This is a genomic window from Paenarthrobacter sp. TA1.8, assembly GCF_048595705.1.
Lineage (GTDB): Bacteria > Actinomycetota > Actinomycetes > Actinomycetales > Micrococcaceae > Arthrobacter > Arthrobacter nitroguajacolicus.
The window spans coordinates 3,563,820-3,590,037 of record NZ_CP184287.1 but is presented as its reverse complement, the minus strand read 5'-3'; the positions used below and the strand labels follow the sequence as shown (position 1 = coordinate 3,590,037).

The window sequence follows — 26,218 nt, the reverse complement described above, 5'->3', positions numbered from 1 at the left end:
TAGGCTTGATTGGTGACCCTAACGCTGCTTTCCGAACTGACCACTGCTGCCGTTGGCGGCCCCGCGGGCAACTATGTTGAGGCCCGCACCGAGGCAGAAATTATCGACGCCGTCCGGTCGGCCGACGCTGCCGGTGAAAAACTCCTGATCATCGGCGGTGGCTCCAACCTCCTGATTTCCGACGAAGGCTACCCCGGTACCGTTCTCCGAATCGCCTCCGAAGGATTCACCGTGAACTCCGAAGACAGCTGTGGAGGCGTGTCCGTCGTAGTGCAGGCAGGCCACAACTGGGACGCCCTGGTGGAACACACGGTGCTTCACGCCTGGTCAGGCCTGGAAGCATTGTCCGGTATTCCGGGAGCGACCGGAGCCACCCCCGTGCAGAACGTAGGAGCCTACGGCGCCGATGTTTCACAGACCATTGCAGCTGTCCGCACCTGGGACCGCGAACGCAACGCAGTGCAGACATTCACCAACTCCGAGCTCAAGTTCGGATACCGCGATTCCATCCTGAAGCAGACCACAGTCGAGGGCTCGCCCCGCTATGTTGTGCTGACCGTGGAATTCCAGTTGCCGCTGGGACGGATGAGTGCCCCCATCAAGTACGCCGAGTTGGCCCGTGTGTTGGGCGTCGAGGCAGGTAAGCGCGCCTACTCCAATGATGTGCGCAGGGAAGTCCTCCGGCTCCGCGCGTCCAAGGGCATGGTCCTTGACTCAGCAGACCGCGACACCTATTCCACGGGCTCATTCTTCACCAACCCGATCGTGCCGGCGGAGCGTGCCTCAGCCCTGCCGGAGAACGCGCCAAGGTATCCCGCTGGGGACGACGGACTCGTGAAGCTCTCCGCTGCGTGGCTCATAGATCAGGCCGGATTTGGTAAAGGCTTCGGTCTCGAGGAATCCAGCGTCTCCGGTGGGCGGGCTTCCCTGTCCACCAAGCACACACTTGCCATTACCAACAGGGGTTCAGCAACGGCTACGGACATGGTGGCCATCGCGCGTGAGGTGCGTTCCGGCGTCGTCGAGCGTTTTGGCATTGAACTGCACCCGGAACCATTGCTGATCGGCGTCAACCTCTAGCGAGTGCGGCGTTCGGCTATCGGCAGAACCTTGTTGAGCAGCAGGAATGTGAGGCCGCAGCTGACCGCTCCCAACAGGAAGATCTGGCTGAACGCGATACTTTGCGGCGACGGGCCGCTGGGCATGAACAGCCCGGCTGTGGCGAAGCCGACTAAACCCAGGAGCAGGACGATCGCTCCGAGCAGGAAGCTGCGGACTTGGGCTGCGGCTGCCGGGTAGAACCAGGGTTCGGGGGCGTCGTCGTCGCGGTCGGCTACGGGCTGGGTGGCGGCAGCGGTTCCGATGAGTAGCGCGGCTGCCGCAGTTGCCACCAGGCTGACCGTCTGAATGGCCTGCATTGAAGGGGAGAGGCTCACCCCGGTACCCACCGCCACGATCAGCCCGGCGCCGAGCCCGGCGAGCGTGCAGAACCAGCCGGCGGTAGCCAACCACCGGCTCATCGGCCGCACGAACGGAGCAAGATCACCAAAAAGCATGAACCCATCCTAGGATCTACTGCTGGGTGACGGCTGGGAGGCGCGGCAAGGTTCCCTGTGCTGGCCGGTCCTTTTAGGATGAAGCATGCCTGCAGAGAGAACCACTCCCACTCCGCGCGTCATGGGTCGGTTGCGGCTCGCCAGCCAAGGCCTGTTGGGTAGCGGCTTCACTACAGTTTCGGACGCGGTCCGGTGGATGACGGCCATGCAGGCGCAGGACCTCGGCTCAGCTTTGTGGGCAGTAGGCCAGCGTGTTGCGGGCACGGTTGCGTCGGATATCCGGGCCGCCCTCGACGCCGGGACAGTGGTCCGTTCGTGGCCCATGCGCGGGACACTGCACCTGGTTGCCCCCGAGGACCTCCGCTGGATTCTGGGCATTACCAGCGACCGACTGATGAATTCACTGGCAGCTCGCCACCGTGAACTCGGCATCACGCCCGATGACATCAGCCATTGCCGGGACATCGCGTTCAAAACCACTGAGGTCCTTAAAGCAGGGGGTGCGCCAGGAGCCACACGGGAGCAGTTGTTCCAAGCGTTCGAGGAAGCCGGCCAGCTCACCAAGGCGCAACGTGGCATTCACTTGCTGGGGAGCCTCTGCCAACGTGCGTGGCTGGTCCAGGGGCCAATGGCGGGGACCAACGGCAAAGTGGGCGTGCAGCAGCTGTTCGCGCCGTTCGACGAGTGGATTCCGGAGTCCAGGGAGCTGGGACGCGAGGACGGAATTGCCGAGCTGCTGTTCCGCTACTTCCAGAGTCACGGCCCCGCAACCATCAAGGATTTTTCGTGGTGGAGCCAAGTGCCCCTGACGGAAGCACGCAAAGCCCTGAACGAGGTACATGGCCGCCTGTTTGAGCTGCAGTTCGGTGGCACTAGTTACTGGCTCTCGCCGGAGACAGCAGAAATGCTCGACGACGGCGTCCCCGGCTCGCGCTCGTTCCTGGCGCTCCCGGGGTTCGATGAATTCTTGCTCGGGTATCAGGACCGGGACCTCGTGCTGGCTCCCGAGCATGCGGAATTGGTGGTGCCTGGCAAGAATGGAGTCTTCAAAAGAATCATGGTGTCCGGCGGGGAAGTGGTGGGAACGTGGGCAAGGGCCGTGAGCGGGAAGACCATAGGTGTGGTGCCTGAACCATTCACGGGGCATCTGGGTCCGGCCGCTGAGCGTTCGTTCCAAGCCCAGGGCCGTGCCTACCTGAAGTTCATGGCCGGCTGAACCCGCCGGAAGAGTGCCAGGCAGAACCCCTAAGACGTCGAAAACCCGCTGTTCCGTTGCTGGGCAGCAACGGAACAGCGGGTTAGCGACGTGCTAAGCCGGGCAGGGTTAGAGCTTGCCTGTCACAATGTTGAGCATGCGGCGGAGCGGCTCGGCTGCACCCCACAGGAGCTGGTCTCCCACGGTGAAGGCGCTGATGTATTCCGGGCCCATTTCGAGCTTGCGGATACGGCCCACAGGGATGTCCAGAGTGCCCGAAGCGGCCACGGGCGTTAGGTCAGCCATGGAGGCTTCCTTGGTGTTGGGAACAACCTTGGCCCATTCGTTGTCCTTGGCCAGGAGATTCTCGATTTCGGTCACGGACAGGTCTTCGCGCAGCTTGAGCGTAAGGGCCTGGGAGTGGGAACGCATGGCGCCGATGCGGACGCACAGGCCGTCCATGGCGATGTGGTCCTTGCCTGCGGTGCCATTGCCGGTGCCGAGGATCTTGTTGGTCTCCACCCCGGCCTTCCACTCTTCCTTGGACTGGCCGTTGCCGAGATCGGCGTCGATCCACGGAATGAGGGAGCCCGCCAGCGGCACGCCGAACTGGGTGGCGTCAACGCCGGTGCGCTGGGCAGCGAGGACCTTGTGGTCGATTTCGAGGATGGCCGACGCAGGATCGTCCAGTTCGCTGCTGACCTCGTTGTTGAGGGTGCCGAACTGGTTGAGGAGTTCACGCATGTGCCGGGCGCCGCCACCTGAAGCTGCCTGGTACGTCATGGAGGTGCCCCACTCGACCAGGTTGTTCTTGAAGAGACCGCCGAGGCCCATCAGCATGCAGGAAACCGTGCAGTTGCCGCCGATGAAGTCCTTCACCCCACCGGACAGGCCGGCGTCGATGACATCGCGGTTGATGGGGTCCAACACGATGATCGAGTCGTCGTTCATGCGCAGGGTGGAAGCAGCATCGATCCACAGGCCATCCCAGCCGCGGTTGCGGAGTTCGCCGTGGACCTGCTTGGTGTAGTCGCCACCCTGGGCGGTGACAATAATCGGCAGCTTGGCCAGCGTCTCAATATCGAACGCATCCTCGAGCTTGCCGGCCCCCTCAGCAAAGGATGGGGCGGCACCTCCTGCGTTCGAGGTGGAGAAAAATACCGGGTTGATGTTGGCGAAGTCGTTCTCTTCCTGCATGCGCTGCATCAGGACGGAGCCGACCATGCCACGCCAACCGACCAGTCCAACGGACGGATTAGCTGCTGTAGTCATTCACCAAGTCTAAACTTTCCGAGCGAACTGCCGCTGTTGGTTACGTCACGCACACGCTGCACGACGACGGCACTCGCTGTGGCGGAACCAGGAGGCTGACGCGCGTGGCTAGAGGCTGCCGGCGTCGGGTTCCTGGAGAAGGAGGGCTTTGCGCTTCCGCAAGGCAAAGAAAGCACCAAACGTAAAGACCTGCGTGACAACGATCAGCACGATAATCCCGGCAATCCTGTTGCCGCCCAAGATCATGGTGAGGCCCACAATGGCAGATATCAGGGCGAAGAGCGGCAGCAGCATATAGCCCAGCACGAACAAGGTTTCAGGTTTTTTCAGCATGCTTAGTCTTCCTGGGTTTCCTGGCTAGCGTTCCGGCGCCATGTGGTGAACCGGTAGTTGGTGCCGTTTTTAGCAGTGAGCCAGCCTTCGGGCGGGGCTACCGCGTCGAAGGTCCAATCCTCACCGAGTTCCGGTGCGAAGGTGTCGCCTTCCAGCTCGGCATCAATAATGGTGACTACGGCCAAGTTAGCGATGCCCATGGACTGTTCAAAGATTTCGCCGCCGCCGATAATCCACACTTTCTGGCCACCGGGCGCGAACTGCGATTCCAGCAGTGCCGCATCAAGGGACGAAACCACGACGGCGCCCTGGGCCTCGGGCGTGGAGGCCCAGTCAGCGTTCCGGGTCACCACAATGTTGGTGCGGCCGGGGAGTGGACGGTACTTTTCGGGGAACGACAGCCAGGTCTTGCGGCCCATGATGACGGGGTGCCCAGAGGTGAGCTGGCTGAAGTGCTTCAAGTCCTCGGGCAGGTGCCACGGCATGGAGCCGTCCTTACCGATCACGCCGGACTTGGTTTGGGCCCAGACCAGTCCGATGCCCGTCATTCGGGCCGCGGTCTCCTGGGTGAAGATGACGCCGGGAAGCTGGGATGGAGTCTCAGGGGTAGGCACGCTCATACCGCAATCGGCGCCTTGATGGTGGGGTGGTGGCGGTAATCCACAACCTCGAAGTCATCCAGCGTGTAATCGAAGATGGAGTCCGGCTTGCGCAGGATCTTCAACTGCGGGTACTCGTACGGCTCGCGGCTGAGCTGCTCGGCAACCTGGTCAACGTGATTGTCGTAGACGTGGACATCGCCGCCGGTCCAGACGAATTCGCCGGGCTCGAGTCCAAGCTGCTGCGCCACCATGCGCGTCAGCAGGGCGTAGGAGGCAATATTGAAGGGGACGCCCAGGAACGTGTCCGCGGAGCGCTGGTACAGCTGGCAGGACAACTTGCCGTCCGCCACATAGAACTGGAAGAACGCATGGCACGGCGGCAACGCCATGTCCTTGAGCTCGGACACGTTCCAAGCCGACACAATGTGGCGCCGGGAATCGGGGTTGGCCGCCAGATTGGTCATCAGCTCAGAGATCTGGTCGATGTGCCCGCCGTCGGGAGTTGGCCAACTGCGCCACTGCACACCGTACACAGGGCCCAATCCGCCTTCGGCATCCGCCCATTCGTCCCAGATGGAGACGCCCTGATCCTGCATCCACTTCACGTTCGAGTCACCGCGCAGGAACCACAGGAGTTCTACTGCCACGGATTTGAAGTGAACCCGCTTGGTGGTGATGAGCGGGAAGCTTTCGGCGAGATCGAACCTCAACTGGCGGCCGAAAACGCTGCGCGTTCCGGTTCCGGTGCGGTCCGACTTGTGCGTGCCGTTGGCCATGACGTCACGCAGGAGGTCTTCATAAGGGGTGGGGATGCTCACGAGTCCAGCTTACTGGGTTCGGCCAGGCGCCCGCGGAGCAGGTCCACGAGCGCCTTAGTCGTCAAACGGCTTGACCTGCTCCACTGACACAACTTTCCGTTCAGATCCCCTCGCTACCTGGCAAACAATGACCTCACCCGGCGACAGGTAGGGGTCAGAGGAAGGAAGCAGGTTCCGCAGGGCCTGTGACATGTGCTGGCCAAGCTGCTTTAGTGCCGTGGGCAGGGCGGGGCGATGCGTACACACAGCGATCGGCACTTGCTTGTCGAACAGGGCCTCAACAGCGGCTGCGGTTTTCTTGGGGGAGCGTTGGTGGGTGTGCTCGGTGAGTGCTTCCACCAGTTTCACCTTGGCTCCGCTGGCCTTGGCATAGGGGGCGATAGTGGCGACACAACGCGCCCAAGGGCTGGTCACCACACGTTGCGGTTTCCACACCTCCAAAAGGCGCTGGACAGCCACTGCCTGCCGTTGGCCCGTTGCTGCCAAGGGGCGGTCGCCCTCGGCTTTTGTCCATGAGGAGCGCGGCTTCGCTTTGGCATGGCGGATCAAAACCAACGGCCATGTGTCCAATTCCCCGCGGACGTGGGCCTTTTCGAGGTATTCGAGCGGTTCCACGTCCGTAGGGTTGCTCAGGAAGCTGGCCGCCCGGTCCGGGCTGCACCACATGACGCTGTCCACTTCTTTGCCGTCGGGCCGGAGCTGCGCTCCATTGACCTTGACCGCCCAGTACCGGACCACCTTCAAGCCGGCAGCTACATGGTAGTGAATAGCTGGAAGAGGTATGCCCAGCGGTGCCTGTAGGCCTATCTCTTCCCACACTTCGCGGGCGGCGCATTCGGGAACTGTTTCGCCGGCGTCGAGCTTTCCTTTGGGCCATGACCAATCGTCGTAACGGGGGCGGTGGATCAGGAGAACCTCAAGGGCACCTTTGGTGACGCGCCATGGAATCGCTCCGGCGGCTACAACGGCCACCGGCTCGCCGGGGTGATCTGTTTGATCTGCCACGGGGGTATCGCTGTTCAACTGGGTCCTTACCGCCGGGCCGCAGCGCGCTGGCGTGAACGGGAAGCCAGGAGCCAGGACTGCATGTCCAACAACGGCTTGCCGTCTTCGTCCAAGTGGTGCCTGGTCCAATGTCCGTGATCGTCCAGGTGCCAGCTGGCGGTCCCGTCGTCAACATAGCGGCGCAGCAGGTCCATGACAGTCGCCGTGTCTTCTTTGCTGGCGAGCTGCACCAGTGCCTCTACGCGGCGGTCCAGGTTGCGGTGCATCATGTCTGCGGAGCCGATGTACACCAACGGATCGCCACCGTTACCGAAGGCAAAGACGCGTGAGTGTTCAAGGAAGCGACCCAGGACGGAGCGGACCCTGATGTTTTCGCTGAGTCCCGGCACGCCCGGGCGCAGGGAGCAGATACCGCGCACCACGACGTCAACCTTCACGCCGGCCTGCGAGGCCCGGTAGAGGGCATCGATGATGGCTTCGTCCACCATGGAGTTGACCTTGATCTGTACCAATCCGGGAGCGCCGGCCTGGGCATGGCGGATTTCGGCTTCAATCCTGTCCATCAAGCCGGCCCGCACCGATCGCGGCGCAACGAGCAACCTCTTGAACGTGGACTTTGGGGCGTAGCCGGAGAGTTGGTTGAACAGCTTGGAGAGGTCTTCTCCCACTTGTTCGTTGGCGGTCAGCAAGCCAAGGTCTTCGTAATAGCGGGCTGTGCGCGGGTGGTAGTTGCCTGTGCCGATGTGGCAGTAGCGCCGCAGTCCGTCCACTTCCTGGCGGACCACCAGGGACAACTTGCAGTGGGTCTTCAGGCCGACGATGCCGTACACCACGTGAACGCCCGCTTGTTCGAGCTTTCGCGCCCAGGAAATGTTGGCTTGCTCGTCGAAGCGGGCCTTGATCTCCACGAGGGCCAGGACCTGTTTGCCTGCCTCAGCGGCATCGATGAGGGCGTCAACGATGGGGGAGTCACCTGATGTCCGGTACAGGGTCTGCTTGATGGCCTGCACCTTGGGATCCGCTGCAGCCTGCTCCAGGAAGGCCTGAACGGAGGTGGAGAACGAGTCATACGGGTGGTGGAGCAGGATGTCCCTGCGGCGCATCGCTGCAAAGACGTTGGCGGCCTTCGAAGTCTCGGACTCGTTGAGGTAGCGGGACGTGTGCGGGACATGCTTGGGGTAGTGCAGGTCAGCGCGGTCAATGGCGCTGATAGCTGACAGTCCCCGGAGGTCCAACGGCGCGGGAACCGAGTAGACCTCGGACTCTTCAACCCCGAGCTCACGGATCAGCAAAGCCTTGATGTTCGGGTTGATGTCCGTGGTAACTTCGAGCCGCACCGGCGGGCCGAAGCGGCGGCGCAGGAGTTCCTTCTCCAGGGCCTGCAGGAGGTTCTCGGCGTCGTCTTCTTCTACTTCCAGGTCCTCATTGCGGGTGACGCGGAAGGTGTGGTGTTCCAGGACTTCCATCCCGGGGAAAAGCTTGTCCAAGTGGACAGCGATGACTTCTTCCAAGGCGATGAAACGGGCTACGCGGCCCGGGATGGCGCCGGCGCGCGGTCCGTCCACGGAAATGAGGCGGGGGAGCTGGTCCGGAACCTTGACGCGGGCGAAGAGCTCCTTGTCGCTGATCGGGTTGCTGACGATCACGGCAAGGTTGAGGGAGAGGCCGGAGATGTACGGGAAGGGATGTGCGGGGTCCACAGCCAGCGGCGTCAGGATGGGGAAGACCTTCTCCTGGAACATGATGCTGATCCGGTGGCGGGCATCCTCATCCAGTTCATTCCAGTGCATGATGTGGATGTGTTCGTAGGCCAGCGCCGGGCGGATCTGCTCAGCGAAGACCCTGGCATGACGTTCCTGAAGCCTGTGGGCCTCTTCGCTGATCTGTTCCAGCACCTCAATGGGGCTCAGCCCGGCCGGGGAAGGCACAGCAAGGCCTGTGGCTATGCGCCGCTTGAGGCCGGCAACACGGACCATGAAGAACTCGTCGAGGTTGGAGGCAAAAATCGACAGGAAACCGACACGTTCCAACAGGAAAAGGTCAGGATCTTCGGCGAGCTCCAGCACACGGGAGTTGAAGGCCAGCCAGCTCAGCTCGCGGTCCAGGAAGCGGTCCGGGGAGATGTCGCCTTCGGGCTCCAGGCTCGGAGCGAATTCCGGAATATCGATGCGGTCCTGGGTGGCTCGCGAGGCCGGCACTTCCGATGATCCGAAGCGTGGGGGCAGGGTTGCGCCCTTCGAGGTGGATCCGGCGGTGCCGACGGGGTCCGGCTGCATGGGTTCTCCTAAGCTCAGGACGGGGTTTCCTCCCACATTACAAGCAATTTCGGTGCTCGAATCCAAGATGTCACCGGCTTTCCGGCAACTGATCCCCTCAGGTTAATTTTTGGTTAAAGGCCCGTACATCACGTCGGTGTCCCAGCGAACAAAGCCAAGCTTCTGATATAGAGCTACTGCTGCCTCATTGTCAGCATCGACGTAGAGCATGACGGCGTGCAGGTCCTGGTCCTGGAGGTGCTTGATGCCCGCAACCGTGAGCGCCTTGCCAAGCCCCAAACCCTGCGCCGCTGGAGTCACGCCCACCACATAGACCTCGCCGATGGCCGGATGGGGACCTTGCCGGGGATGGACCTTGGTCCAGTGGAAACCCAGCAGCTCACCTTCAGCGTTCACAGCCAACAGGAAGCCTTCGGGATCGAACCAATCCTCAGCCTTGCGTGCCTCGAGGTCCGCCAGTGTCATGGACCCCTGTTCGGGGTGGTGGGAGAACGCAGCCCTATTGGCTGCCAGCCACGCCTGCTCATCCTGGCCCGGCACGAAGGCGCGGAGCGAAACACCGTCCGGAAGTCCGGCGTCGGGCAGTGCCGCGGTTGAAGACATCAACCGCATCTTCCACAGTTCACGCATCGGACCGTAATCGAACTGCGTGGCCAGCTCGGCGGCGGCCTCATGGTTGCCGTGGGACCAGGCGCTTAATCCGTCGAGGCCCCGCTTGCCCTGCAGCGCGCCCAGCAGTCTTCCAGCAACGCCCTGGTTGCGGTAGCTGGGGTGGACGGCCAACTCCAGGACACCGCTTCCGTCTTCACTTTCAACGACGACGGCGATACCCGCCAGATCCTCTCCGGTGGCCGGATCAGAATCTTCGTCCGGTGCATACAAGACGAAGGACAGGACTGAATGCTCGCCCGAGTCCGCACCGCGCAGCATGACAAACGTCTGTTCGGAGAAGGGCGGATTCCCGTCGGACTCCCCGGCGGCTGCGGCGAGGGTCTTGACGTCCCTGAGGAGTTCAGTGTCCAAAGCTCCGGCAATGATCAGTACGGGCCAGTTTTCCGGGTGCGCGTGACTCATGATGCAAGGCTATACGTCCGGTGCAACCCTGATGATTTGATGTCACTGGAAATGGGAGGTAGTCTCAATATCTCGTTCGGCTTTGCGGTTTGTCCGCGAGTCAGCACAGGGGGGATCCACCAGTGGGGTGGCCTCGATACGTTCGACCCGTATGTCCTCCACCAGGAAATGAAAAAGAGGCCAGGATCCGTGTGGATCCTGGCCTCTTTTTTGGTCTGCTTCATCTGTCCGGGTTGCCGCTCAGGCTTCGGACAACTCATCGTCCGGGAGGCGGACAAGGGTGAGCCGGTAGCCCACGTTGCGGACTGTACTGATCAGGTTCTCGTGATCCACGCCGAGCTTGGCCCGAAGCCGCCGGATGTGGACGTCCACTGTCCTGGTGCCTCCGTAGTAGTCGTAGCCCCACACTTCGGTCAGCAATTGCTGGCGGGTGAATACGCGGCCCGGGTGCTGGGCCAGGTACTTCAGGAGTTCGAACTCCTTGAACGTCAGGTTGAGTGGCTGGCCGCTGACACGGGCGGTATAGCTTGCCTCGTCAATCACGACGCCGGCGGCCCGGATTTCGGTCTGGGTTTCCTCTTCGCCGGGGACGGCACGCGCCATGGCAAGCCTGATGCGGGCCTCTACCTCCGCAGGCCCGGCGGAGTCCAGCACAATGTCATCCACTGCCCAGGCCGAGGAGACAGCAGCCATGCCGCCCTCCGTGAGGATCAACATGAGCGGCGCACTGAGGCCGGTGGCTTTCAGCAACTGGGTCAGTGAGCGGGCACCCACCAGATCCTTCCGGGCATCCAGGAAGACGATATCCGTGGGGTCGGTTTCCAGTAGTGCTGTGGGTTCTGCCGGGAGGATGTGCACGCGGTGGTTCAGCAACTCCAAGGCAGGCAAAATGTCCACCGAAGAGCCGGTGCTGTTCGTTAGGAGCAGGATGTGCGACATAGTTCCTCCAATGGGCTGTACGCGCATCATCGGGCGTCGAAACCGGAGTCTCACCGGTCGGTCACAACGCATTGGCAGCCTCTCCCGTTGTAACGGGATCGCGGCCAACACAGTGCGCTGTTGAAGTCTGAGTATACCCATCAGTGCCTTGCGACACATGGATTCGTGACGGGCAAGCGCTGGAATTACGACATATTGGGTCAGCTTAAGGCAGGATTGTCGAGAGGTCGTAAGGCGCATCGGATTGAGGTCGGCACACAGTGAAGTCTTGGAGCATCGGGGTATTCGGACTCGTGGCGCTCGCAGCCATCGTGGCCAGCACCTTCGTTTCCCGGGAAGCCATGGTGGGCGCAGGCATCGCGGCATCAGCGGCTGTCGGGATCGGGTGGCCGCACTTTCTGGCTGTCCCGGCCAAGAAAACGCTGGCCGCCGTCATTGGTCTCGCCGGCGCGGGATCTGCTGTCACCGCTGCCTATATGCCGGCGCCCGGATTCCTGGACGGTACACCCGCGTTCGTGGCTCTGGGCGTGATGGCAGTGTTCGTCGTCCAACTGGTCAGGGGCACCGGGCAGGCCCAACGCTTGGAATCCACCCTCGGCTGCTCTGCCGGTGTGCTGCTGAACTGCCTTGGCGCGGGATGGATCGCCAGTGCACGGTTCAACGGCGTCAAGGAGATGGTCCTCGTGGCCGGACTCAGTGCCGCGGTGGCCCTGCTGGTGGGAATCATCCGTTGGCCGGACCGGATCGTGGCTCCGCTCGGCGTTGTGATGGCTGGCCTGATGGGGCCGCTGGCAGGGCTTGTTTTCTCCGATATCGCCGTGCTTCCGGCCGCTTTGGTTGGCGTGGTGGTGGGTTCCGTCCTCGTTTGCTTCCGGCGGATGACCACCCTCCGGCGGGGGCGCCTCAACATCCCGGCAGCAATAGGAATGGGCGTAGCGCCCGTTTGGGCTGTGGGGGCCTTGGCTTACTTCATAGACAAACTACTCATCTACTAACGGTTAGGATTGCATCATGTCTGTACTCGCATTTGAAATCTTCTTCCTCGTTCTCCTTGGTCTGGCCAGCGTCGCCATGGCATGGTTTGCGGGATTTGTCGTTTACCGCCTTTTCAAGGGCCAGAAGTAACCTTCTGATCCTGCAGCTCGACAGAGGTAATCGTTGTGCCTATTGAGATCCCAACAGATCTGACGCCCGAACTCGTCCCTCTTTCCTGGCTCATTGGTGAGTGGGAAGGCCGCGGCCGGCTCGGCAGCGGAGACGAGGATTCCGAGCATTTCGTCCAGCACGTGTCCTTCACCCACAACGGGCTTCCGTACTTGCAGTACCGGGCCGAGACCTGGCTCAGTGACGACGCCGGCGAGAAGTTGCGCCCGTTGACCGTTGAGACAGGGTTCTGGGCGTTGGAGCGGAAGCTTGAAGAGGGCGACGGCGGCCCCGGCCTGATCCCGGCCGACATCGTCCCCGTCCTCAAGACAGCTGACGAAGTCGAGGAGCGTCGAAACAAGGAGGGCGGCTTCGACATCTCAGTGTCGATCGCCCACCCCGGCGGAATCACCGAGCTTTACTACGGCCAGATCAAGGGACCCCAGATCCAGCTGAGCACCGACATGGTGATGCGTGGAAGCCACTCCAAGGAGTACACGGCGGCCACCCGCATCTTCGGTTTGGTTGATGGCAACCTCCTTTGGCGCTGGGACGTCGCTGCCAGCGGCAAGGCTCTCGAAGCGCACGCCTCGGCATTCCTCCACAAGGTGTCCTGACCCGAGGCCTCACTGTACGTTCCACGGCAACCAGCAGAAGGAGCAGATAGTGAACAACCTCAAACCGGAGGGCTACAGCGGGCTTAAGGCTGTCTTCTTCAATGGCACGCTGAAGCCCTCGCCGCAGCTCAGCAATACCGACGGCCTGATCAAAATCAGCCGGGACATCATGGAGAAGCAGGGCGTCAGTACCCGCCTCATCCGGACCGTGGACCACGACATCGCCAGTGGTGTCTACCCGGACATGCGCGAGCACGGCTGGAAGACCGACGAGTGGCCTGAGATCTACCCGCATGTCCGCGACGCCGACATCGTTGTGATTGCAGGGCCCATCTGGTTGGGCGACAACTCATCCATGACCAAGAAACTCATCGAGCGCTTGTATGCCCACTCCGGCGAACTGAACAACAAGGGCCAATGGGCTTTCTACCCCAAGGTGGGTGGCTGCCTCATCACCGGCAATGAAGACGGCATCAAACACTGTTCCATGAACGTGCTGTACAGCCTTCAGCACATCGGCTTCACCATTCCGCCCCAGGCCGACGCCGGATGGATCGGCCCGGTGGGACCGGGACCCAGCTATCTTGATGAAGGATCGGGCGGGCCTGAGAGTGATTTTACTAACAGGAATGCCACCTTCATGACGTGGAACCTGCTCCACATGGCCAAGCTCCTGCGGGATGCCGGGGGAATTCCCGCCTACGGCAACTTGCCGGAGGAATGGAAAGCGGGCACCCGATTCGATTTCGAAAACCCGGAATACCGCTGACCCGCAAGGACTTCTACTACATATGACTTACAAGAGCCCCCTGTTGTCGCGCCCTGGCGCCGTTGAAGATACCGGCCTCGATGCCGGCGTCGCGGCCCACTACGGTGAACCACTGCGTGAGCAGCGCGCCCTGGCAACCGGTACCGCCGTCGTCGATCTTTCGCACCGTGGCGTGGTGACCGTGAGCGGCCCGGACCGGCTCAGCTGGCTGAACACACTCTCCTCCCAGCAGCTCACGAATCTCCAGCCGGGCGTCGCCAGCGAACTGCTGCTGCTCAGCGTCCAAGGCCGCATCGAGTTCGATGCCCGCGTTATTGACGACGGCAGCACCACGTGGCTGATCGTAGAGACCGCCGAGGCCGCGCCGCTTGCTGAGTGGTTGAACCGGATGAAGTTCATGCTCCGCGTCGAGATCAACGACGTCTCGGAGCATTGGGCCGTGCTGGGCGCCACCAAGCCGGTGGAGCAACTGTCCGGCCGCCTCGTGTGGGAGGATCCGTGGCCGCACGTGAGCCCTGGGGGTTACGCATACAGCATCGTCCCGGAAGAATCGCATCCCGGACTTGAACGCCCTTGGTTCGAGTACCTTGTACCGGCCAGCGAGTTGGATGAAGTCGTTGAAGGCCTTCCCCTGGCAGGCGCCATGGCGGCAGATGCCTTGAGGATTGCAGCGTGGCGGCCCCGCCTTGGCGCTGAGACTGATGAAAAGACGATTCCCCACGAGCTGGATCTCTTGAGGACCTCGGTGCACCTAAACAAGGGCTGCTACAAGGGCCAGGAGACCATAGCGCGTGTCCACAACCTTGGCCACCCGCCCCGGCGCCTCGTGTTCCTCCAGCTTGATGGGTCACAGCACACGTTGCCGGCCGTTGGCAGCGTCGTATTTGTCGGGGAGCGCAAGGTAGGTACTCTGACATCGGTGGCGCAGCACTTTGAAATGGGACCCGTTGCTCTGGCCGTGATCAAACGGTCCGTTTCGGCGGAAGAAACCCTGACGGTGATGGACGGCGAGGAGCCTTACATCGCAGCCCAGGAAGTGATCGTCGCCCCCGACGCCGGCCAGGTTGTCGGGCGCCAGACCGGATTCCTGAAGGGACCCCACCGATGACCCAAGCTACAGGCCCCGACGACGAAACGTTGGCCTTGGCCCATGCCTTGTTCGATGCTGCCCGCGAAGGTGACGCAGAACTGCTGCGTGGCTACTTGAACGCCGGCGCTCCTGCCACGTTGACGAATGCCGCTGGTGACTCCCTGCTGATGCTGGCGGCCTACCACGGGCATGCGGAAGCCGTGCAGCTGATCCTCCATCACGGTGCTGACGTCAACGCCGCGAATGATCGAGGACAGACCCCACTCGCCGGAGCTGTCTTCAAGGGATACACGGATGTGGCGCGGGTCCTGCTGGACGCGGGAGCAGATCCCGACGCCGGAACACCCACCGCGCGCGAGGCCGCCTCGATGTTCGCCCGATCGGAGATCCAAGCCCTCCTGGGCTAAAGCACGTATCACGAGGGGAGCCCGGTCGCTGTGCGGCCGGGCTTTCCTGCGTGCGGGCTTTCTTGCGTGCCGGATACTCCACGTGGAATAGTTGTTGTGGAATATTTGATGGGGAAGAAGGTCATCGTGCCGAAAATCGCAGAACTGACGCCGCTCGGTGTCGCTTCACTGGCGCTCCTGGCAGAGCAACCCATGCATCCGTACGAGATGTACCAATTGTTGATGGCACGCCATGAGGACCGCCTCGTCAAAGTCCGCCCCGGCACGCTTTATCACGCAGTGGGCCGGCTGGCGGAAAGCGGGCTTGTGGAGACCGCAGGAACGGAACGCGAAGGCAACCGTCCCGAACGGACCACCTACAGGATTACCGCCGCCGGACATGAGGCCCTCGATGCGCGGATTCAAGACATGCTCTCCACGCCCGTCAACGAATACCCCGTGTTTCCCCACGCAATCGCCGAAGCCCATAACCTTCCCGCGGCTGTGGTGATGGAACTGCTGGCGGAGCGCCTGGTAGCCCTCGGAACCGATCTCGACTTCCTCGTTCATGCCGAGGCAACCGTGACGGCCAAGGGGCTGGATCGCAAGTACTGGATCGACATTACGTATCAACAAGCAATGCGCCGAACGGAGATCGCGTGGATCCGCGAACTCCTCGAGGAGTTGCGCAATGGGCGCCTGCCCTGGGATGAACCCCGGCCAACTCCAACCGAACTTTCATACAAGCCAAAGGAATCCCTTGGAAAACGTAGCTAAGCCGTGGCCCGCCCTGTGGTCACTGGTGGTGGGCTTCTTCATGATCCTCATCGACACCACTATCGTGTCGGTGGCCAACCCTCGGATCATGGAGGGCCTCAACACGGACATCAATGCCGTCATTTGGGTTACCAGCGCCTACTTGCTGGCCTATGCCGTGCCGTTGCTGATCACTGGCAGGCTGGGTGACCGCTTCGGGCCCAAGAACCTGTACCTGATCGGCTTGGTTGTCTTTACGCTCGCTTCGCTGTGGTGCGGACTCTCCGGCGACGTCACCATGTTGATCGCGGCCCGGGCAGTCCAAGGCTTGGGTGCGGCCATGATGACTCCCCAAACCATGGCCGTAATTACGCGCATTTTCCCTCCGGACCGCCGTGGTGCAGCCATGGGGTTGTGGGGAGCCACAGCCGGCATGGCTGTGCTGATCGGACCGATCCTCGGTGGCTTGCTCGTGGACAGCCTCGGCTGGGAGTGGATCTTCTTCGTCAATGTCCCCATCGGGATCGTGGCCTTCATCCTGGTGATGCGTTTCGTGCCGAAACTGACCACGCACAGCCATACGTTCGACGTCGTGGGCGTGGTGCTTTCCGCCGTCGGCATGTTCCTGCTGGTCTTCGGCATCCAAGAGGGTCAAACGTACAAGTGGGGAACAGTCACAGGCTTCGTTTCCGTGTGGGGACTGATCATTACAGGACTTGTGGTCCTGGTGCTGTTTGTCGCCTGGCAATGGCTCCTTGAACGCCGGGGCGGGGAACCCCTGCTGCCGCTTGGCCTGTTCAAGGACCGCAACTTCTCCCTGGGCAACACCACCATCATGGCGGTTGGCTTCACGGTGACCGCCTTCCCGCTGCCCACCATTTTCTACTACCAAACCGTCCGGGGCCTGACGCCGACGCAGTCTGCGTTGCTGATGATTCCCATGGCCGTTATTTCAGGTGCGCTGGCCCCGTTCGTGGGCAAGCTCATAGACCGTGCCAACCCGCGCTGGTTCGCATCCTTCGGCCTCGTCTGCCTGGCCGGGGCCCTGTTCTGGACGGCGTCCCTGCTGAGGCCGGATACTCCCATCTGGATGTTCCTGCTGCCCAGCGCACTGCAAGGTGTTGCCAATGCCTTCATCTGGGGGCCGGTGTCCAACGCGACCACCCGCAACCTGGAACCACGCCAGGCAGGGGCCGGTTCCGGCGTCTTCAACACCACGCGCCAAATCGGTGCTGTCCTCGGTTCGGCTGCCATCGCCGCCCTTATCCAGTCGCGGCTCGCAGCGGAGTTGCCCGCAGCTCCCGCCGGGGCTCCTGTTGGCGAAGCCTCCCTGGGCGGAGTGTTGCCGGAAGCGCTCCACGCGGGATTCTCGACGGCGATGAGCCAGTCCATCTGGTTGCCCGCCTGCGCGATTCTGCTGGGTGCCGTGGTGGCGTTGTTCTTTGGCAAGCCGAAGTTGGTCAGCGGTTGGGGTGGGGAAGCGGCTGGAGAGCCGGCCGTACAGGAAACTGTCCGGAAGTAGCATTTGTTCGGTGTCGGGACCAGCCCGCTTTTGGGCTGGTCCTGCCCTGTTTAAGCGCTGTTCCCGCCCTTTACTTGCCCAATGCAGGGCCGGGTCGGCGCTTTGTTAGCCGAGGAGCACGCTCGCGTGGAGCCCACCGGTGGCAAAGCCAAGGCTGCGGGCCATCGCGAGCGCTCCGGTGTTGCTGACATCGGCCTTCCATTGGAGGGTCAGCCCGGATGCCAGGGCCTCGTGCGCAGCGATGGACGCGGCCAGGGTGCCCACGCCGCGTCGTCGCCAGGGAGGCGCAACCAGGACGCCCATGTTGGCCAGGATGCCTTCCCACTCGGCATAGGCTCCGCAGGCCACGGGCGTAGGCTGGTCCTCTTCGGGGTGCATGATAGTGAAGCGACGCTCGAGCCCTTGCAACCCGACTTCATTGACGTCATCGGGCGGGCATAATCCCTCCAGGCTGATTGCTTCGGGGTTGCTCTGCGAAACCGTGAGTTCGTCGGACGGCTGCTTGAGCGGTAGATCGTCCGCAAAGAACAAGGCGGATGACCCGAGGCCGTGTCCGCCGTGTGACCGGGTGATGGTCAGCAGCGTCACGTGCTGAGCGAGCTCGGTGTCAGGAATTGGCGCCGCCGCATCCAGCGCCCACTGCGGCCCCACGAGCGCCGAGACGCCAAAGAGGCGCAGGAAAACCAAGGCCCGCGCGGAATCATCCACACGGGTAATGCGGTTGCCGGGTTCCTCTGGGTCTACCGCAGAAGCGGTGAGCCGGGCAGCAGCGCTGGCGAAAGCGTCGTCGTCGAGCCCCAAACGGCGAGCCCACGCCAGCTGGATAATGGCAGCAGACGTGGGCTCTAGAGTCATGGATTCAGCCTAGCGGACTAGCCGAACAGCACAGACGCTTCGTCGTAGCGGTGTTGCGGCACGGTCTTGAGCTTGCCGAGAGCTTCCTCGAAGCCCACGTGGGAGATGTCCGTCCCCTTCAGGGCCACCATGGTGCCCCAGCGACCTTCCACCACGGAGTCGATGGCTGCCATGCCCAGGCGCGTGGCCAGGACGCGGTCGTAGGCCGTGGGGACGCCACCACGTTGGATGTGGCCGAGGATGGTGGCCCGCGTTTCGATGCCCGTGCGCGCTTCGATTTCGGGGGCGAGCTGGTCAGCGATGCCGCCAAGGCGGGGACGGCCGAACGTATCCAGGCCGCGCTCGGAGTGCGGGGACTCCATGTGGTCCGGAACGAAGCCCTCGGCAACCACTACCAGCGGCGCACGGCCACGGTCGTGGGCTTCCTGGACCCATTCGGTGATCTGTTCGATGCTTGCCTTCTGCTCCGGAATCAGGATGGCGTGGGCCCCGGCTGCCATGCCGGCGTGCAAGGCGATCCAACCGACGTGGCGGCCCATGACTTCGGCGATCATGCAGCGGTGATGGGATTCGCCGGTGGTGCGCAGCCGGTCGATGGCCTCAGTGGCGATCTGGACAGCGGTATCGAAACCGAAAGTGTAATCAGTGGCATCAAGGTCGTTGTCCACGGTCTTGGGGACGCCAACAATCTTCAGGCCCGCGTCGGTGAGGCGCTTGGCAGCTGCCAGTGTTCCCTCGCCCCCGATAGCGATGATGGCGTCGATGCCAAGGCGTTCCATGTGTGCCTTGATGACGTCCGGGCCACCGCCGTTTTCAAACGGGTTGGTGCGGGAGGTGCCCAGAATGGTGCCACCCTGCTTAGCGATGCCGCGGACCATGGTGCGGGGGATGTCGATGACATCACCTTCAACTACACCGCGCCAGCCGTCGCGGAAGCCCACAAACTCCTGGCCGTGGATGGCAATGCCCTTAAGGACTGATCCCCGGATCACTGCGTTGAGGCCGGGGCAGTCGCCACCGCTGGTAAGAATGCCAATTTTCATGTTTGCTCACTCATGGCTTGGAGGAATACGTGCAGAGCGCCACGCTGAGCTCCCAATGATTGTAGACGCGCATGTGGGGTGGGACACAAACGGTTACTTTTGACCTTGGCCGTGCGGTATTGGAAACCTGGCTGAAAACAACGAAACGCCCCGCCAACTGGCGGGGCGTTCCATTGTTTCGGCTTGCCGTAACCGGCAACTACCGGGAACGCTGGCTGATGAAGGATTCGAGCGCGATCTTGTTGTTCTGGTCAGGCAAGATGAGCCAGCCCAGGATATAGGCCACGAATGCGGGGCCGGGCAGCAGGCAGAAGAGCAGGAAAGCGACCCGGACGTACGCTACGTCGACCCTGAGCTTTGCTGCGATTCCGCCACAGACTCCGCCGAGCCAGCGTTGCGGACCACGCTTCAGGCCGAAGCCCCTGACGATGCTGAAGAACTTGTCCATGGCTACACCCTTCCCTGTTGCGGTTGCTTTGTCACGTTGCTGCTTCGAGTCACTTCGCCGGGCTCTTCGTGCTGCCGGAACTCTTACGGGCCGAGACGAGACCACCGACCACCAGGGCTGCGCCGGCGCCGATCATCAGGCCGATCAGGACATACGTACCGTTCAGCGTGACCCAACCGAGTGTCGAGATGACGATTAGGGCCGCCAGGGCGATCACAAACAATCCCCACACCACTGTGCCGATCCGTGCCTGGTGGGGTTCGTCGTCGTCCGCGTCCTCCACCTTGAAGCTGGGCTCCAACGGTGGCGTGAGCGGGATCTGCTGAAGGCTCGGCTTTGGAAGGGCCTCCGTGGGGCGGGCTTCCTTGGGCAGTGGCTCGGTTGCTTGGGCTTCGCGTGCCTTGCCTGGCTCGTTGGTGCTCATATCAGTTTCCTTCCTGGATGGTCACGTTGCTGAACGTGCCGTCAATTTCCACCACGAGGTTGGCTCCGGGCTTTTCTGTGTTGTAGAGGGTCCTCTCGTCCTGCAGCCAGCCGCCCCGGTCCGTGCCGCGTTCGTTGAGGTTGCCGAATGTCATGTCTGCCCGGACCTCAACGGGGACGTCATCGGGAATGACCACGGTGACGTTGCTGGCTGTGGCATCAACCGGAATCAGGACCTCGGAAACCAGCGGGGGCGTCATGGTGATTTCGCTCAGGTCCACCACACCTTGTGCCCCGGTGACATCGATGCCTTGCCGTGCCTGCTCCAGACTGGTGGGCGCCCAGTTCACGTCATGGAAGGTGAAGCGGTCGCCGTCCCTGGGGACCACATTGAAGATTCCGCCGATGATCAGGGCGGCCACGGCGAGGAAGCCAAGGAAGCCTGACGTCCGCCCACGAAGTCCCGCGATGAGGATGCCCAACCCGAGTACGGCGGCACCGGCAGCCCACACCACGGCGTTGCCCGAGTTGCCCAAATCAATGACGTTTCCGGCGTCGAGCGCTTTCAACGTGCCGCCGGCTAGAAGTGCCGCACCGGCTGAGACCGAAACGATCGCAGCCCCGGGTCCCCTGCGCTTGGGAACGGCGGGCTTTGGCTGCCAGCCTTGCGGGGGAGTGGAACCGTAAGGAGGACGCGGGCCCGAAGGCGTGGACGGTCCTGAGGGGCCGAACGGCCCTGACGGGGGAACCGGCCCGGAGCCGTGGCCATGACCGGAACCGTAACTACCGGCGGAACCGTGGCCACCTGCCGGGACGTAGGCACCGCCTGTGGAAGGAGCTCCGTAGGTTTTGCTGCCGGGCTGGCCACTGCCGTAGACAGGCACACCGGTGTTAGTGCCGGTGGTCGTGGTGGACGCGAAGGACGTTGGCATACCGTAGGCAGCTGTGCTGCCGGTAGAGTACGGCGTCGCGGAGTAATTCTGATGGCCCACAGGTGGAGTTCCCTTCGAAGCTTTGTTGCGTTGAACCAGGAAGTAGATGAGGTAGAAGACGCCGCCCATCCAGAAGAGCGTCCAGAACAGTCCGGGCAGTCCATCCCAACCCCAGCCCCAGAAGCCGCGGCCCAGGCTGGGCAGGCCGATAATGGTGGTGATCAACGCACCGGTCATGCCCCCTGACCATCGGCCCGCGGCTGCTTCCTGCACGTGGATGCGGCCGTCAGGCTCCGGGAGGAGCGCCCAGGCTACGCCGTACAGCAGCACGCCGACGCCCGCGAACAGTGCCAGGACAATGAAGATGCCCCTCACAATCAGGGGGTCGATGCCGAACCGGTGGGCCACTCCGCTGGAGACGCCGCCGATCCAACGGTCCGGTCCCCGGCGGATGCCTTGGTCACGGATCCAGTCGAAGAAGTTCTGCTGGGAGGTTGCAGGAGCGCTGCCGGCCTGCGGATAACCGCCGCTGGCGGCACCGGTTCCCGAGGGCACGCCGGCTTCATCGGGTGCCGCGGATGGTGCCCCCGAAGGTGCCCCGGAGGGTGCCCCGGACGTAGCGCCAGGGGCGCCGGTGGAAGCGCCGGTGTTGGCGCTGGAGCCGGATTCGCCGGCGGTGCCTGGCGTTCCGGGTTCCTCTGGGTTCATGCTGTTCGCGTTCATACTTCGATCCTGCCGCCCGGGCCATCCTTCCCTCTACTGGGGGATACCCTGATTGATCCCTGAGGGACCCCCGAACAACGCCGGTTTCCGGTCCGGGGCACCCTGATCCGTGTTTGGATTGGTACATGACAACCGTTGTGCAACGCCCCACGCTGGTCCGCAGCAGCGACCGCATGATCGCGGGCGTTTGCAGCGGTTTGGCCGATCATTTGGGCTGGCCGGTCAAGTTCGTCCGGCTGGGGATGATTCTGGCCTGCTTCGCCGGTGGAGCAGGCGTGGCCTTCTACGCGTGGCTGTGGACCATGGTTCCCACCGCGGACGAGAACGCCAAGCGCAACGCCCGCCGCCCGGCGTCGCCCATTGCTCCTGCGGTGAGCCTCCCGCCCACCTTCGGGGCCCCCGGCCCTTCCGTGGCGCCAACGTACGACGCCGGCCCCTCGCCGACCGTGGCCGGCGCGCCTCCGGTATCCGGTTCAGTCACAGGGAGCAGTCGTGTTCCAGGCAACGGTTCTGTCCCGGGTAATGGTTCTGTCCTCGGGCAGGCAGGCGCCGGGTCCGTCGCCGAACCTGCGGCCTTTGGCAGTGCCGCGTCATCGTGGGATTGGGCAGGATTCAGGGGCGAAGCAGCCAACGGCACCGGAAGTACGTTGTCGTCCTGGTTCACGTTCCGCAAGATCCAATACGGCAAGGAAATCCTGCTCGGCGCAGCCTTGCTCTTGGTTGCTGCGATCCTGATCGCCCGCCAGTTCGGCGTCGACGTCCCTTTGGGCACACTGATTCCGGCGGCCGCCATCCTCGGTGGCGCAGCGATTGCCTGGATGCAGCTCGATGAGACCCGCAGGGCCGGCCTGGTGGACAAGACGAAGGCCGACCAGGCCGGCGGATGGACGCGCTTGGCAGCGGGATTGGCCCTAGTGGTTGCCGGCGTCCTGGTGATGGTGTCCGGTTCGGGGTCGTGGGAGCAGACGTGGCTGGCGCTCCTTGCCTCTGTCGCTGTCCTGGGCGGTGTTGCCTTGGTATTGCTGCCGTGGGGGCTGAAGTTCTGGAAGGACCTTGAAGCGGAACGGGCCGGCAGGGTCCGTGAAACTGAACGCGCAGAGATCGCTGCCCACTTGCACGACTCCGTCCTTCAGACCCTGGCACTCATCCAGCGACGTGCGGGATCCGAGCAGGACGTCATCCGGCTCGCGAGGGCCCAGGAACGCGAACTCCGCTCCTGGCTGTTCAGTGATCCCGCCAAGGAATCGGGCCTTCTGGCAGACAGGATCAAGGCCGTGGCGGCAGAAGTGGAGGACTCCCATGGGCATGCCGTGGAGGTAGTCACTGTAGGGGACACCGACATGACGGACCGGCACGAGGCCTTGGTCCAGGCGGCCAGGGAAGCCATGCTTAATGCTGCCCGCCATGGTGGCGGGACAGTGTCCGTTTACTTGGAGAGCACTGCCGGTAGTACGGAGATCTTCATCAAGGACCGCGGCCCGGGCTTCGACCCTGATGCTGTCCCGGACGACAGGCTGGGCGTTAAGGAGTCGATCATCGGCCGGATGAAGCGGCACGGCGGCACGGCGGTCATCAACAGCAGCAGCGATGGAACGGAAGTCCGATTGTCCCTTCCATCAATAAGTCCGGACGCCGGCGAGCAGCGGAATGGTGAGCAGCGGAATGGCGACCTGCGGAATGCCGAACATCGGAATGGAGAAATAAAGCAATGAACAACAGCCCTGAAAGTGGTGTCGGACGCAGGGTGCGCGTGGTCATCGTGGACGACCACACCATCTTCCGTTCCGGTTTGAAAGCGGACCTCGATGAACGCATGGATGTGGTGGGCGAGGCCGGCACCGTGGAACAGGCCATTGCCGTCATAGCCGGGACCCGCCCTGAAGTTGTGCTCCTGGACGTGCACCTCCCGGGCGGATTGGGCGGTGGCGGACGTGAAGTCATTGCCGGCTCCGGCGCTTTGCTCGGCACCACCAGCTTCCTTGCCTTGAGCGTGTCCGACGCCGCCGAGGACGTGGTGTCGGTGATCCGGGCCGGAGCACGTGGATACGTCACCAAAACCATCTCGGGCAAGGAGATTTCCGACGCCGTCATCCGCGTGGCCGATGGCGATGCCGTCTTCTCTCCCCGTTTGGCAGGCTTTGTGCTGGACGCTTTCGGGACCGCTCCCGCTGACATCGCAGACGACGAATTGGACAAGCTTTCTGCCCGCGAACTCGAAGTCATGCGGCTCATTGCCCGGGGTTACAGCTACAAGGAGGTGGCCAAGGAGCTGTTCATCTCCATCAAGACGGTGGAAACACATGTGTCGGCAGTACTGAGGAAGCTCCAGCTGTCCAGCCGCCACGAACTTACCAAGTGGGCGGCCGAGCGTCGCCTCCTGTAACGCTCCCTCACGTCCCGTCGGGTTTTCCCGATCGGTCTCTCACGTCCCGCGCCTTAAACGGAAACGCTCTTCCACCTGTCACAGGTGGAAGAGCGTTTGCGTTGGCTGGTTGCTACTTGGCCTTGCCCAGGAACTCCTGGATGCGGCGGACACCCTCTGCGAGGTCGTCATCGCCGAGTGCGTAGGACAACCGCACGTAGCCGGAAGGACCGAAGGCTTCGCCCGGAACGACGGCAACTTCAACTTCGTCGAGGATGAGGGTGGCGAGTTCCGCAGAGGTGGACGGGCGGACGGGACCATTGGAGGTCTCAAATTCCTTACCCAACAGGCCGCGCACGTCCGCGTAGACGTAGAAGGCGCCGGTCGGCGTCGGGCATTCAACACCTTCGATCGCGTTCAGGCCGGCGACAATCGCCTTGCGGCGTCGGTCGAACGCAACTTTCATTTCGTCGACGGCGGTCAGCGGACCCGTGAGGGCTGCTGCGGCTGCGATCTGCATGATGTTGGAGACGTTGGACGTCGCGTGGGACTGCAGGTTGGTGGCGGCCTTGATGACGTCGGCAGGGCCGATCATCCATCCCACGCGCCAACCAGTCATCGCGTAGGTCTTGGCAACACCGTTGAGGATGACAACCTTGTCGCCCAGTTCCGGTGCAGCAGTGGCGATGGACGTGAACTCGACGCCGTCGTAGGTCAGGTGCTCGTAGATCTCGTCAGTGACAACCCAGAGGCCCTTGGACGCGGCCCACTTGCCGATCTCCGCAACCTGCTCCGGGCTGTAAACAGCGCCGGTGGGGTTGGACGGGGAAACGAACAACAGGATCTTGGTCCTGTCCGTGACAGCGGCTTCGAGCTGCTCGACAGTTACCAAGTAGCCCTGTTCCGGGCCGGCGAAGACCTCAACGGGCACGCCGCCGGCGAGCCGGATGGCTTCCGGGTACGTGGTCCAGAAAGGGGTGGGGATGATGACTTCGTCGCCCGGGTCCACGAGGGTCGCGAACGTGTTGTAGACGGCCTGCTTACCCCCGTTGGTCACCAGGACCTGGGAAGGATCAACCTGGTAACCGGAGTCCCGCAGGGTCTTCTCGGCGATAGCCTTCTTCAGCTCGGGGAGCCCACCTGCGGGGGAGTAGCGGTGGTACTTCGGTTGGCCTGCCGCCTCAATGGCGGCCTGGACGATGTAGTCCGGGGTTGGAAAATCAGGTTCGCCGGCACCGAAACCGATCACGGGACGTCCCGCGGCCTTCAGTGCCTTGGCCTTGGCGTCAACGGCAAGGGTGGCGGATTCTGCAATGGCGGAGATTCGCTGTGAAATGCGGGCGGTAGTTGTTCCGGCAGACATCTATGTACCGTTCTACGCAGGCAGCTCGAGGGCTGGATGATGGGATTCGACGTAAACTACCTTATGCTGTTCTGCGGAGCTCCCGGGTGCCTACAGAACTTTGTGACTGATAATGCTGGTCACAGGCTTTTAGGGCTGGGAGGTCCGGAATCGGGCCGGTTCGACTAACGCGAAATTCTTGCGTAGACTGGTTCACCGGTGTTGAAAAGCACCGCAGGCTGAAGTGCGGCCTGAAACATGGATTCGATCCATAGGGTAGTGGCGCAATTGGTAGCGCAGCGGTCTCCAAAACCGCAGGTTGCAGGTTCGAGTCCTGTCTGCCCTGCGCAAGCTGTTCCGGCGGAAACGCCGGGGCACGCGCAGCAACCATGGCTCTGATCAGAGTCGGGTCAACGACTTTGCAAGGTGAGTGAGGACCAGGTGACCGAAACAGCTGCCAGCAGCTCGAAGGGCCGTCCCGCCAAGAAAGCCGATCGCGGCTTCTTCGCCCGTATTGCACTCTTCGTCCGCCAGGTCATTGGTGAACTGAAGAAGGTCGTTGCACCCACCCGCAAGGAACTGATCAATTACACGCTCGTGGTGCTGGTGTTCGTGGCCATCATGATGCTCATCGTCAGCCTGCTGGACATCGCCTTCGGGACGGGAGCCAGCTGGGTCTTCGGTGGGACAGGCGTCACGGACCGCTAAGCGGATCTGTCCGCAAACTGTGTGAAATT

27 protein-coding genes and 1 tRNA gene are annotated in these 26,218 nt (G+C 62.7%); 13 read left to right on the top strand and 15 right to left on the bottom strand.

Annotation, left to right across the window (positions count from 1 at the left end; translation table 11 throughout):
• Positions 1-12 precede the first annotated feature (12 nt).
• Positions 13-1,080 (top strand): UDP-N-acetylmuramate dehydrogenase, encoded by a 1,068-nt coding sequence (locus tag ACNAOT_RS16740; protein WP_420178637.1) that lies wholly within the window; start codon positions 13-15, stop codon positions 1,078-1,080.
• Here ACNAOT_RS16740 and ACNAOT_RS16735 read toward each other — a convergent pair.
• Positions 1,077-1,556, bottom strand: coding sequence for a hypothetical protein (locus tag ACNAOT_RS16735; protein ID WP_017200236.1), 480 nt, complete (start codon positions 1,554-1,556; stop codon positions 1,077-1,079). The two genes, ACNAOT_RS16740 and ACNAOT_RS16735, sit on opposite strands and share 4 nt — an antisense overlap.
• Positions 1,557-1,641: 85 nt before the next feature.
• Here ACNAOT_RS16735 and ACNAOT_RS16730 point away from each other — a divergent pair, with 85 nt between their 5' ends.
• On the top strand, positions 1,642-2,772 hold the full coding sequence (locus ACNAOT_RS16730) for a winged helix DNA-binding domain-containing protein (RefSeq protein WP_420178636.1): 1,131 nt from the start codon (positions 1,642-1,644) through the stop codon (positions 2,770-2,772).
• Positions 2,773-2,880: 108 nt separating this feature from the next.
• On the opposite strand, the gene asd is transcribed toward ACNAOT_RS16730, so the two are convergent.
• From asd to ACNAOT_RS16690, 8 genes are all read right to left on the bottom strand, one after another.
• A complete protein-coding gene (asd, locus tag ACNAOT_RS16725; RefSeq protein WP_091469060.1) occupies positions 2,881-4,023 on the bottom strand; it encodes an aspartate-semialdehyde dehydrogenase in 1,143 nt (380 codons plus the stop codon).
• Positions 4,024-4,131: 108 nt separating this feature from the next.
• Complete coding sequence (locus ACNAOT_RS16720) at positions 4,132-4,356, bottom strand: NF038396 family protein (RefSeq protein WP_054809086.1); 225 nt, start codon at positions 4,354-4,356, stop codon at positions 4,132-4,134.
• 2 nt (positions 4,357-4,358) lie between these two features.
• Entirely contained in the window at positions 4,359-4,976 is a 618-nt protein-coding gene (locus tag ACNAOT_RS16715) for a dihydrofolate reductase (protein ID WP_420178635.1), read from the bottom strand.
• Positions 4,973-5,776, bottom strand: a complete 804-nt coding sequence (locus tag ACNAOT_RS16710) for a thymidylate synthase (protein ID WP_420178634.1) — start codon at positions 5,774-5,776, stop codon at positions 4,973-4,975. Before ACNAOT_RS16710 ends, ACNAOT_RS16715 begins: the two co-directional genes overlap by 4 nt.
• Before the next feature lie 54 nt (positions 5,777-5,830).
• The gene (locus tag ACNAOT_RS16705; protein ID WP_091469052.1) at positions 5,831-6,799 is read right to left on the bottom strand and encodes an NUDIX hydrolase; all 969 of its coding nucleotides are present in this window, start codon (positions 6,797-6,799) and stop codon (positions 5,831-5,833) included.
• An 8-nt stretch (positions 6,800-6,807) separates the two neighbouring features.
• Positions 6,808-9,057, bottom strand: coding sequence for an RNA degradosome polyphosphate kinase (locus tag ACNAOT_RS16700; RefSeq protein ID WP_091469049.1), 2,250 nt, complete (start codon positions 9,055-9,057; stop codon positions 6,808-6,810).
• 102 nt (positions 9,058-9,159) lie between these two features.
• Positions 9,160-10,131, bottom strand: a complete 972-nt coding sequence (gene mshD / locus ACNAOT_RS16695; protein WP_420178633.1) for a mycothiol synthase — start codon at positions 10,129-10,131, stop codon at positions 9,160-9,162.
• A 240-nt stretch (positions 10,132-10,371) separates the two neighbouring features.
• Positions 10,372-11,070 (bottom strand): winged helix-turn-helix transcriptional regulator, encoded by a 699-nt coding sequence (locus ACNAOT_RS16690; RefSeq protein WP_018776718.1) that lies wholly within the window; start codon positions 11,068-11,070, stop codon positions 10,372-10,374.
• A 260-nt stretch (positions 11,071-11,330) separates the two neighbouring features.
• Between ACNAOT_RS16690 and ACNAOT_RS16685 the strand changes: the two genes are divergently transcribed.
• The 7 genes from ACNAOT_RS16685 (at position 11,331) to ACNAOT_RS16655 (ending at position 17,353) form a co-directional block, all read left to right on the top strand.
• The gene (locus tag ACNAOT_RS16685) at positions 11,331-12,065 is read left to right on the top strand and encodes a permease (protein ID WP_091469045.1); all 735 of its coding nucleotides are present in this window, start codon (positions 11,331-11,333) and stop codon (positions 12,063-12,065) included.
• Positions 12,066-12,230: 165 nt separating this feature from the next.
• On the top strand, positions 12,231-12,830 hold the full coding sequence (locus ACNAOT_RS16680) for an FABP family protein (RefSeq protein WP_017200247.1): 600 nt from the start codon (positions 12,231-12,233) through the stop codon (positions 12,828-12,830).
• Positions 12,831-12,879: 49 nt separating this feature from the next.
• Positions 12,880-13,599, top strand: coding sequence for a flavodoxin family protein (locus ACNAOT_RS16675; protein ID WP_420178632.1), 720 nt, complete (start codon positions 12,880-12,882; stop codon positions 13,597-13,599).
• Between the two features lie 22 nt (positions 13,600-13,621).
• Complete coding sequence (locus ACNAOT_RS16670) at positions 13,622-14,707, top strand: YgfZ/GcvT domain-containing protein (RefSeq protein WP_420178631.1); 1,086 nt, start codon at positions 13,622-13,624, stop codon at positions 14,705-14,707.
• Entirely contained in the window at positions 14,704-15,096 is a 393-nt protein-coding gene (locus ACNAOT_RS16665) for an ankyrin repeat domain-containing protein (RefSeq protein ID WP_420178630.1), read from the top strand. Before ACNAOT_RS16670 ends, ACNAOT_RS16665 begins: the two co-directional genes overlap by 4 nt.
• A 126-nt stretch (positions 15,097-15,222) precedes the next feature.
• Positions 15,223-15,852 carry a PadR family transcriptional regulator gene (locus ACNAOT_RS16660; RefSeq protein ID WP_420181185.1) on the top strand — a complete coding sequence of 210 codons (630 nt, stop codon included), beginning with the start codon at positions 15,223-15,225 and terminating at the stop codon, positions 15,850-15,852.
• A complete protein-coding gene (locus ACNAOT_RS16655; RefSeq protein ID WP_420178629.1) occupies positions 15,836-17,353 on the top strand; it encodes a DHA2 family efflux MFS transporter permease subunit in 1,518 nt (505 codons plus the stop codon). The genes ACNAOT_RS16660 and ACNAOT_RS16655 overlap by 17 nt, the downstream gene beginning before the upstream one ends.
• 105 nt (positions 17,354-17,458) lie before the next feature.
• On the opposite strand, the gene ACNAOT_RS16650 is transcribed toward ACNAOT_RS16655, so the two are convergent.
• The 5 genes from ACNAOT_RS16650 to ACNAOT_RS16630 all read right to left on the bottom strand — a co-directional run bounded on the left by ACNAOT_RS16650 (position 17,459) and on the right by ACNAOT_RS16630 (position 21,777).
• Positions 17,459-18,208: a GNAT family N-acetyltransferase gene (locus ACNAOT_RS16650; protein ID WP_420178628.1), complete on the bottom strand. Its 750-nt coding sequence runs from the start codon at positions 18,206-18,208 to the stop codon at positions 17,459-17,461.
• Positions 18,209-18,225: 17 nt separating this feature from the next.
• Positions 18,226-19,251, bottom strand: a complete 1,026-nt coding sequence (locus ACNAOT_RS16645; protein WP_014922397.1) for an ATP-dependent 6-phosphofructokinase — start codon at positions 19,249-19,251, stop codon at positions 18,226-18,228.
• A gap of 199 nt (positions 19,252-19,450) precedes the next feature.
• Positions 19,451-19,699, bottom strand: a complete 249-nt coding sequence (locus ACNAOT_RS16640; RefSeq protein ID WP_054809083.1) for a PspC domain-containing protein — start codon at positions 19,697-19,699, stop codon at positions 19,451-19,453.
• Positions 19,700-19,748: 49 nt separating this feature from the next.
• Positions 19,749-20,123, bottom strand: a complete 375-nt coding sequence (locus ACNAOT_RS16635; protein WP_420178627.1) for a hypothetical protein — start codon at positions 20,121-20,123, stop codon at positions 19,749-19,751.
• 1 nt (position 20,124) lies between these two features.
• On the bottom strand, positions 20,125-21,777 hold the full coding sequence (locus ACNAOT_RS16630) for a PspC domain-containing protein (protein WP_420178626.1): 1,653 nt from the start codon (positions 21,775-21,777) through the stop codon (positions 20,125-20,127).
• A gap of 125 nt (positions 21,778-21,902) precedes the next feature.
• Here ACNAOT_RS16630 and ACNAOT_RS16625 point away from each other — a divergent pair, with 125 nt between their 5' ends.
• Together ACNAOT_RS16625 and ACNAOT_RS16620 are read left to right on the top strand one after the other, a co-directional pair.
• Complete coding sequence (locus ACNAOT_RS16625; protein ID WP_420178625.1) at positions 21,903-23,489, top strand: PspC domain-containing protein; 1,587 nt, start codon at positions 21,903-21,905, stop codon at positions 23,487-23,489.
• On the top strand, positions 23,486-24,160 hold the full coding sequence (locus tag ACNAOT_RS16620; RefSeq protein WP_178997214.1) for a LuxR C-terminal-related transcriptional regulator: 675 nt from the start codon (positions 23,486-23,488) through the stop codon (positions 24,158-24,160). Before ACNAOT_RS16625 ends, ACNAOT_RS16620 begins: the two co-directional genes overlap by 4 nt.
• 112 nt (positions 24,161-24,272) lie before the next feature.
• Here the strand turns inward: ACNAOT_RS16620 and ACNAOT_RS16615 are convergent, their stop codons facing one another.
• Complete coding sequence (locus tag ACNAOT_RS16615; RefSeq protein WP_178997212.1) at positions 24,273-25,502, bottom strand: pyridoxal phosphate-dependent aminotransferase; 1,230 nt, start codon at positions 25,500-25,502, stop codon at positions 24,273-24,275.
• Positions 25,503-25,754: 252 nt separating this feature from the next.
• On the opposite strand from ACNAOT_RS16615, the gene ACNAOT_RS16610 reads away from it, so the two are divergent.
• Positions 25,755-25,827 (top strand) — tRNA-Trp (locus tag ACNAOT_RS16610).
• 80 nt (positions 25,828-25,907) lie between these two features.
• Entirely contained in the window at positions 25,908-26,189 is a 282-nt protein-coding gene (secE, locus tag ACNAOT_RS16605) for a preprotein translocase subunit SecE (RefSeq protein ID WP_091469017.1), read from the top strand.
• Positions 26,190-26,218 lie beyond the last annotated feature (29 nt).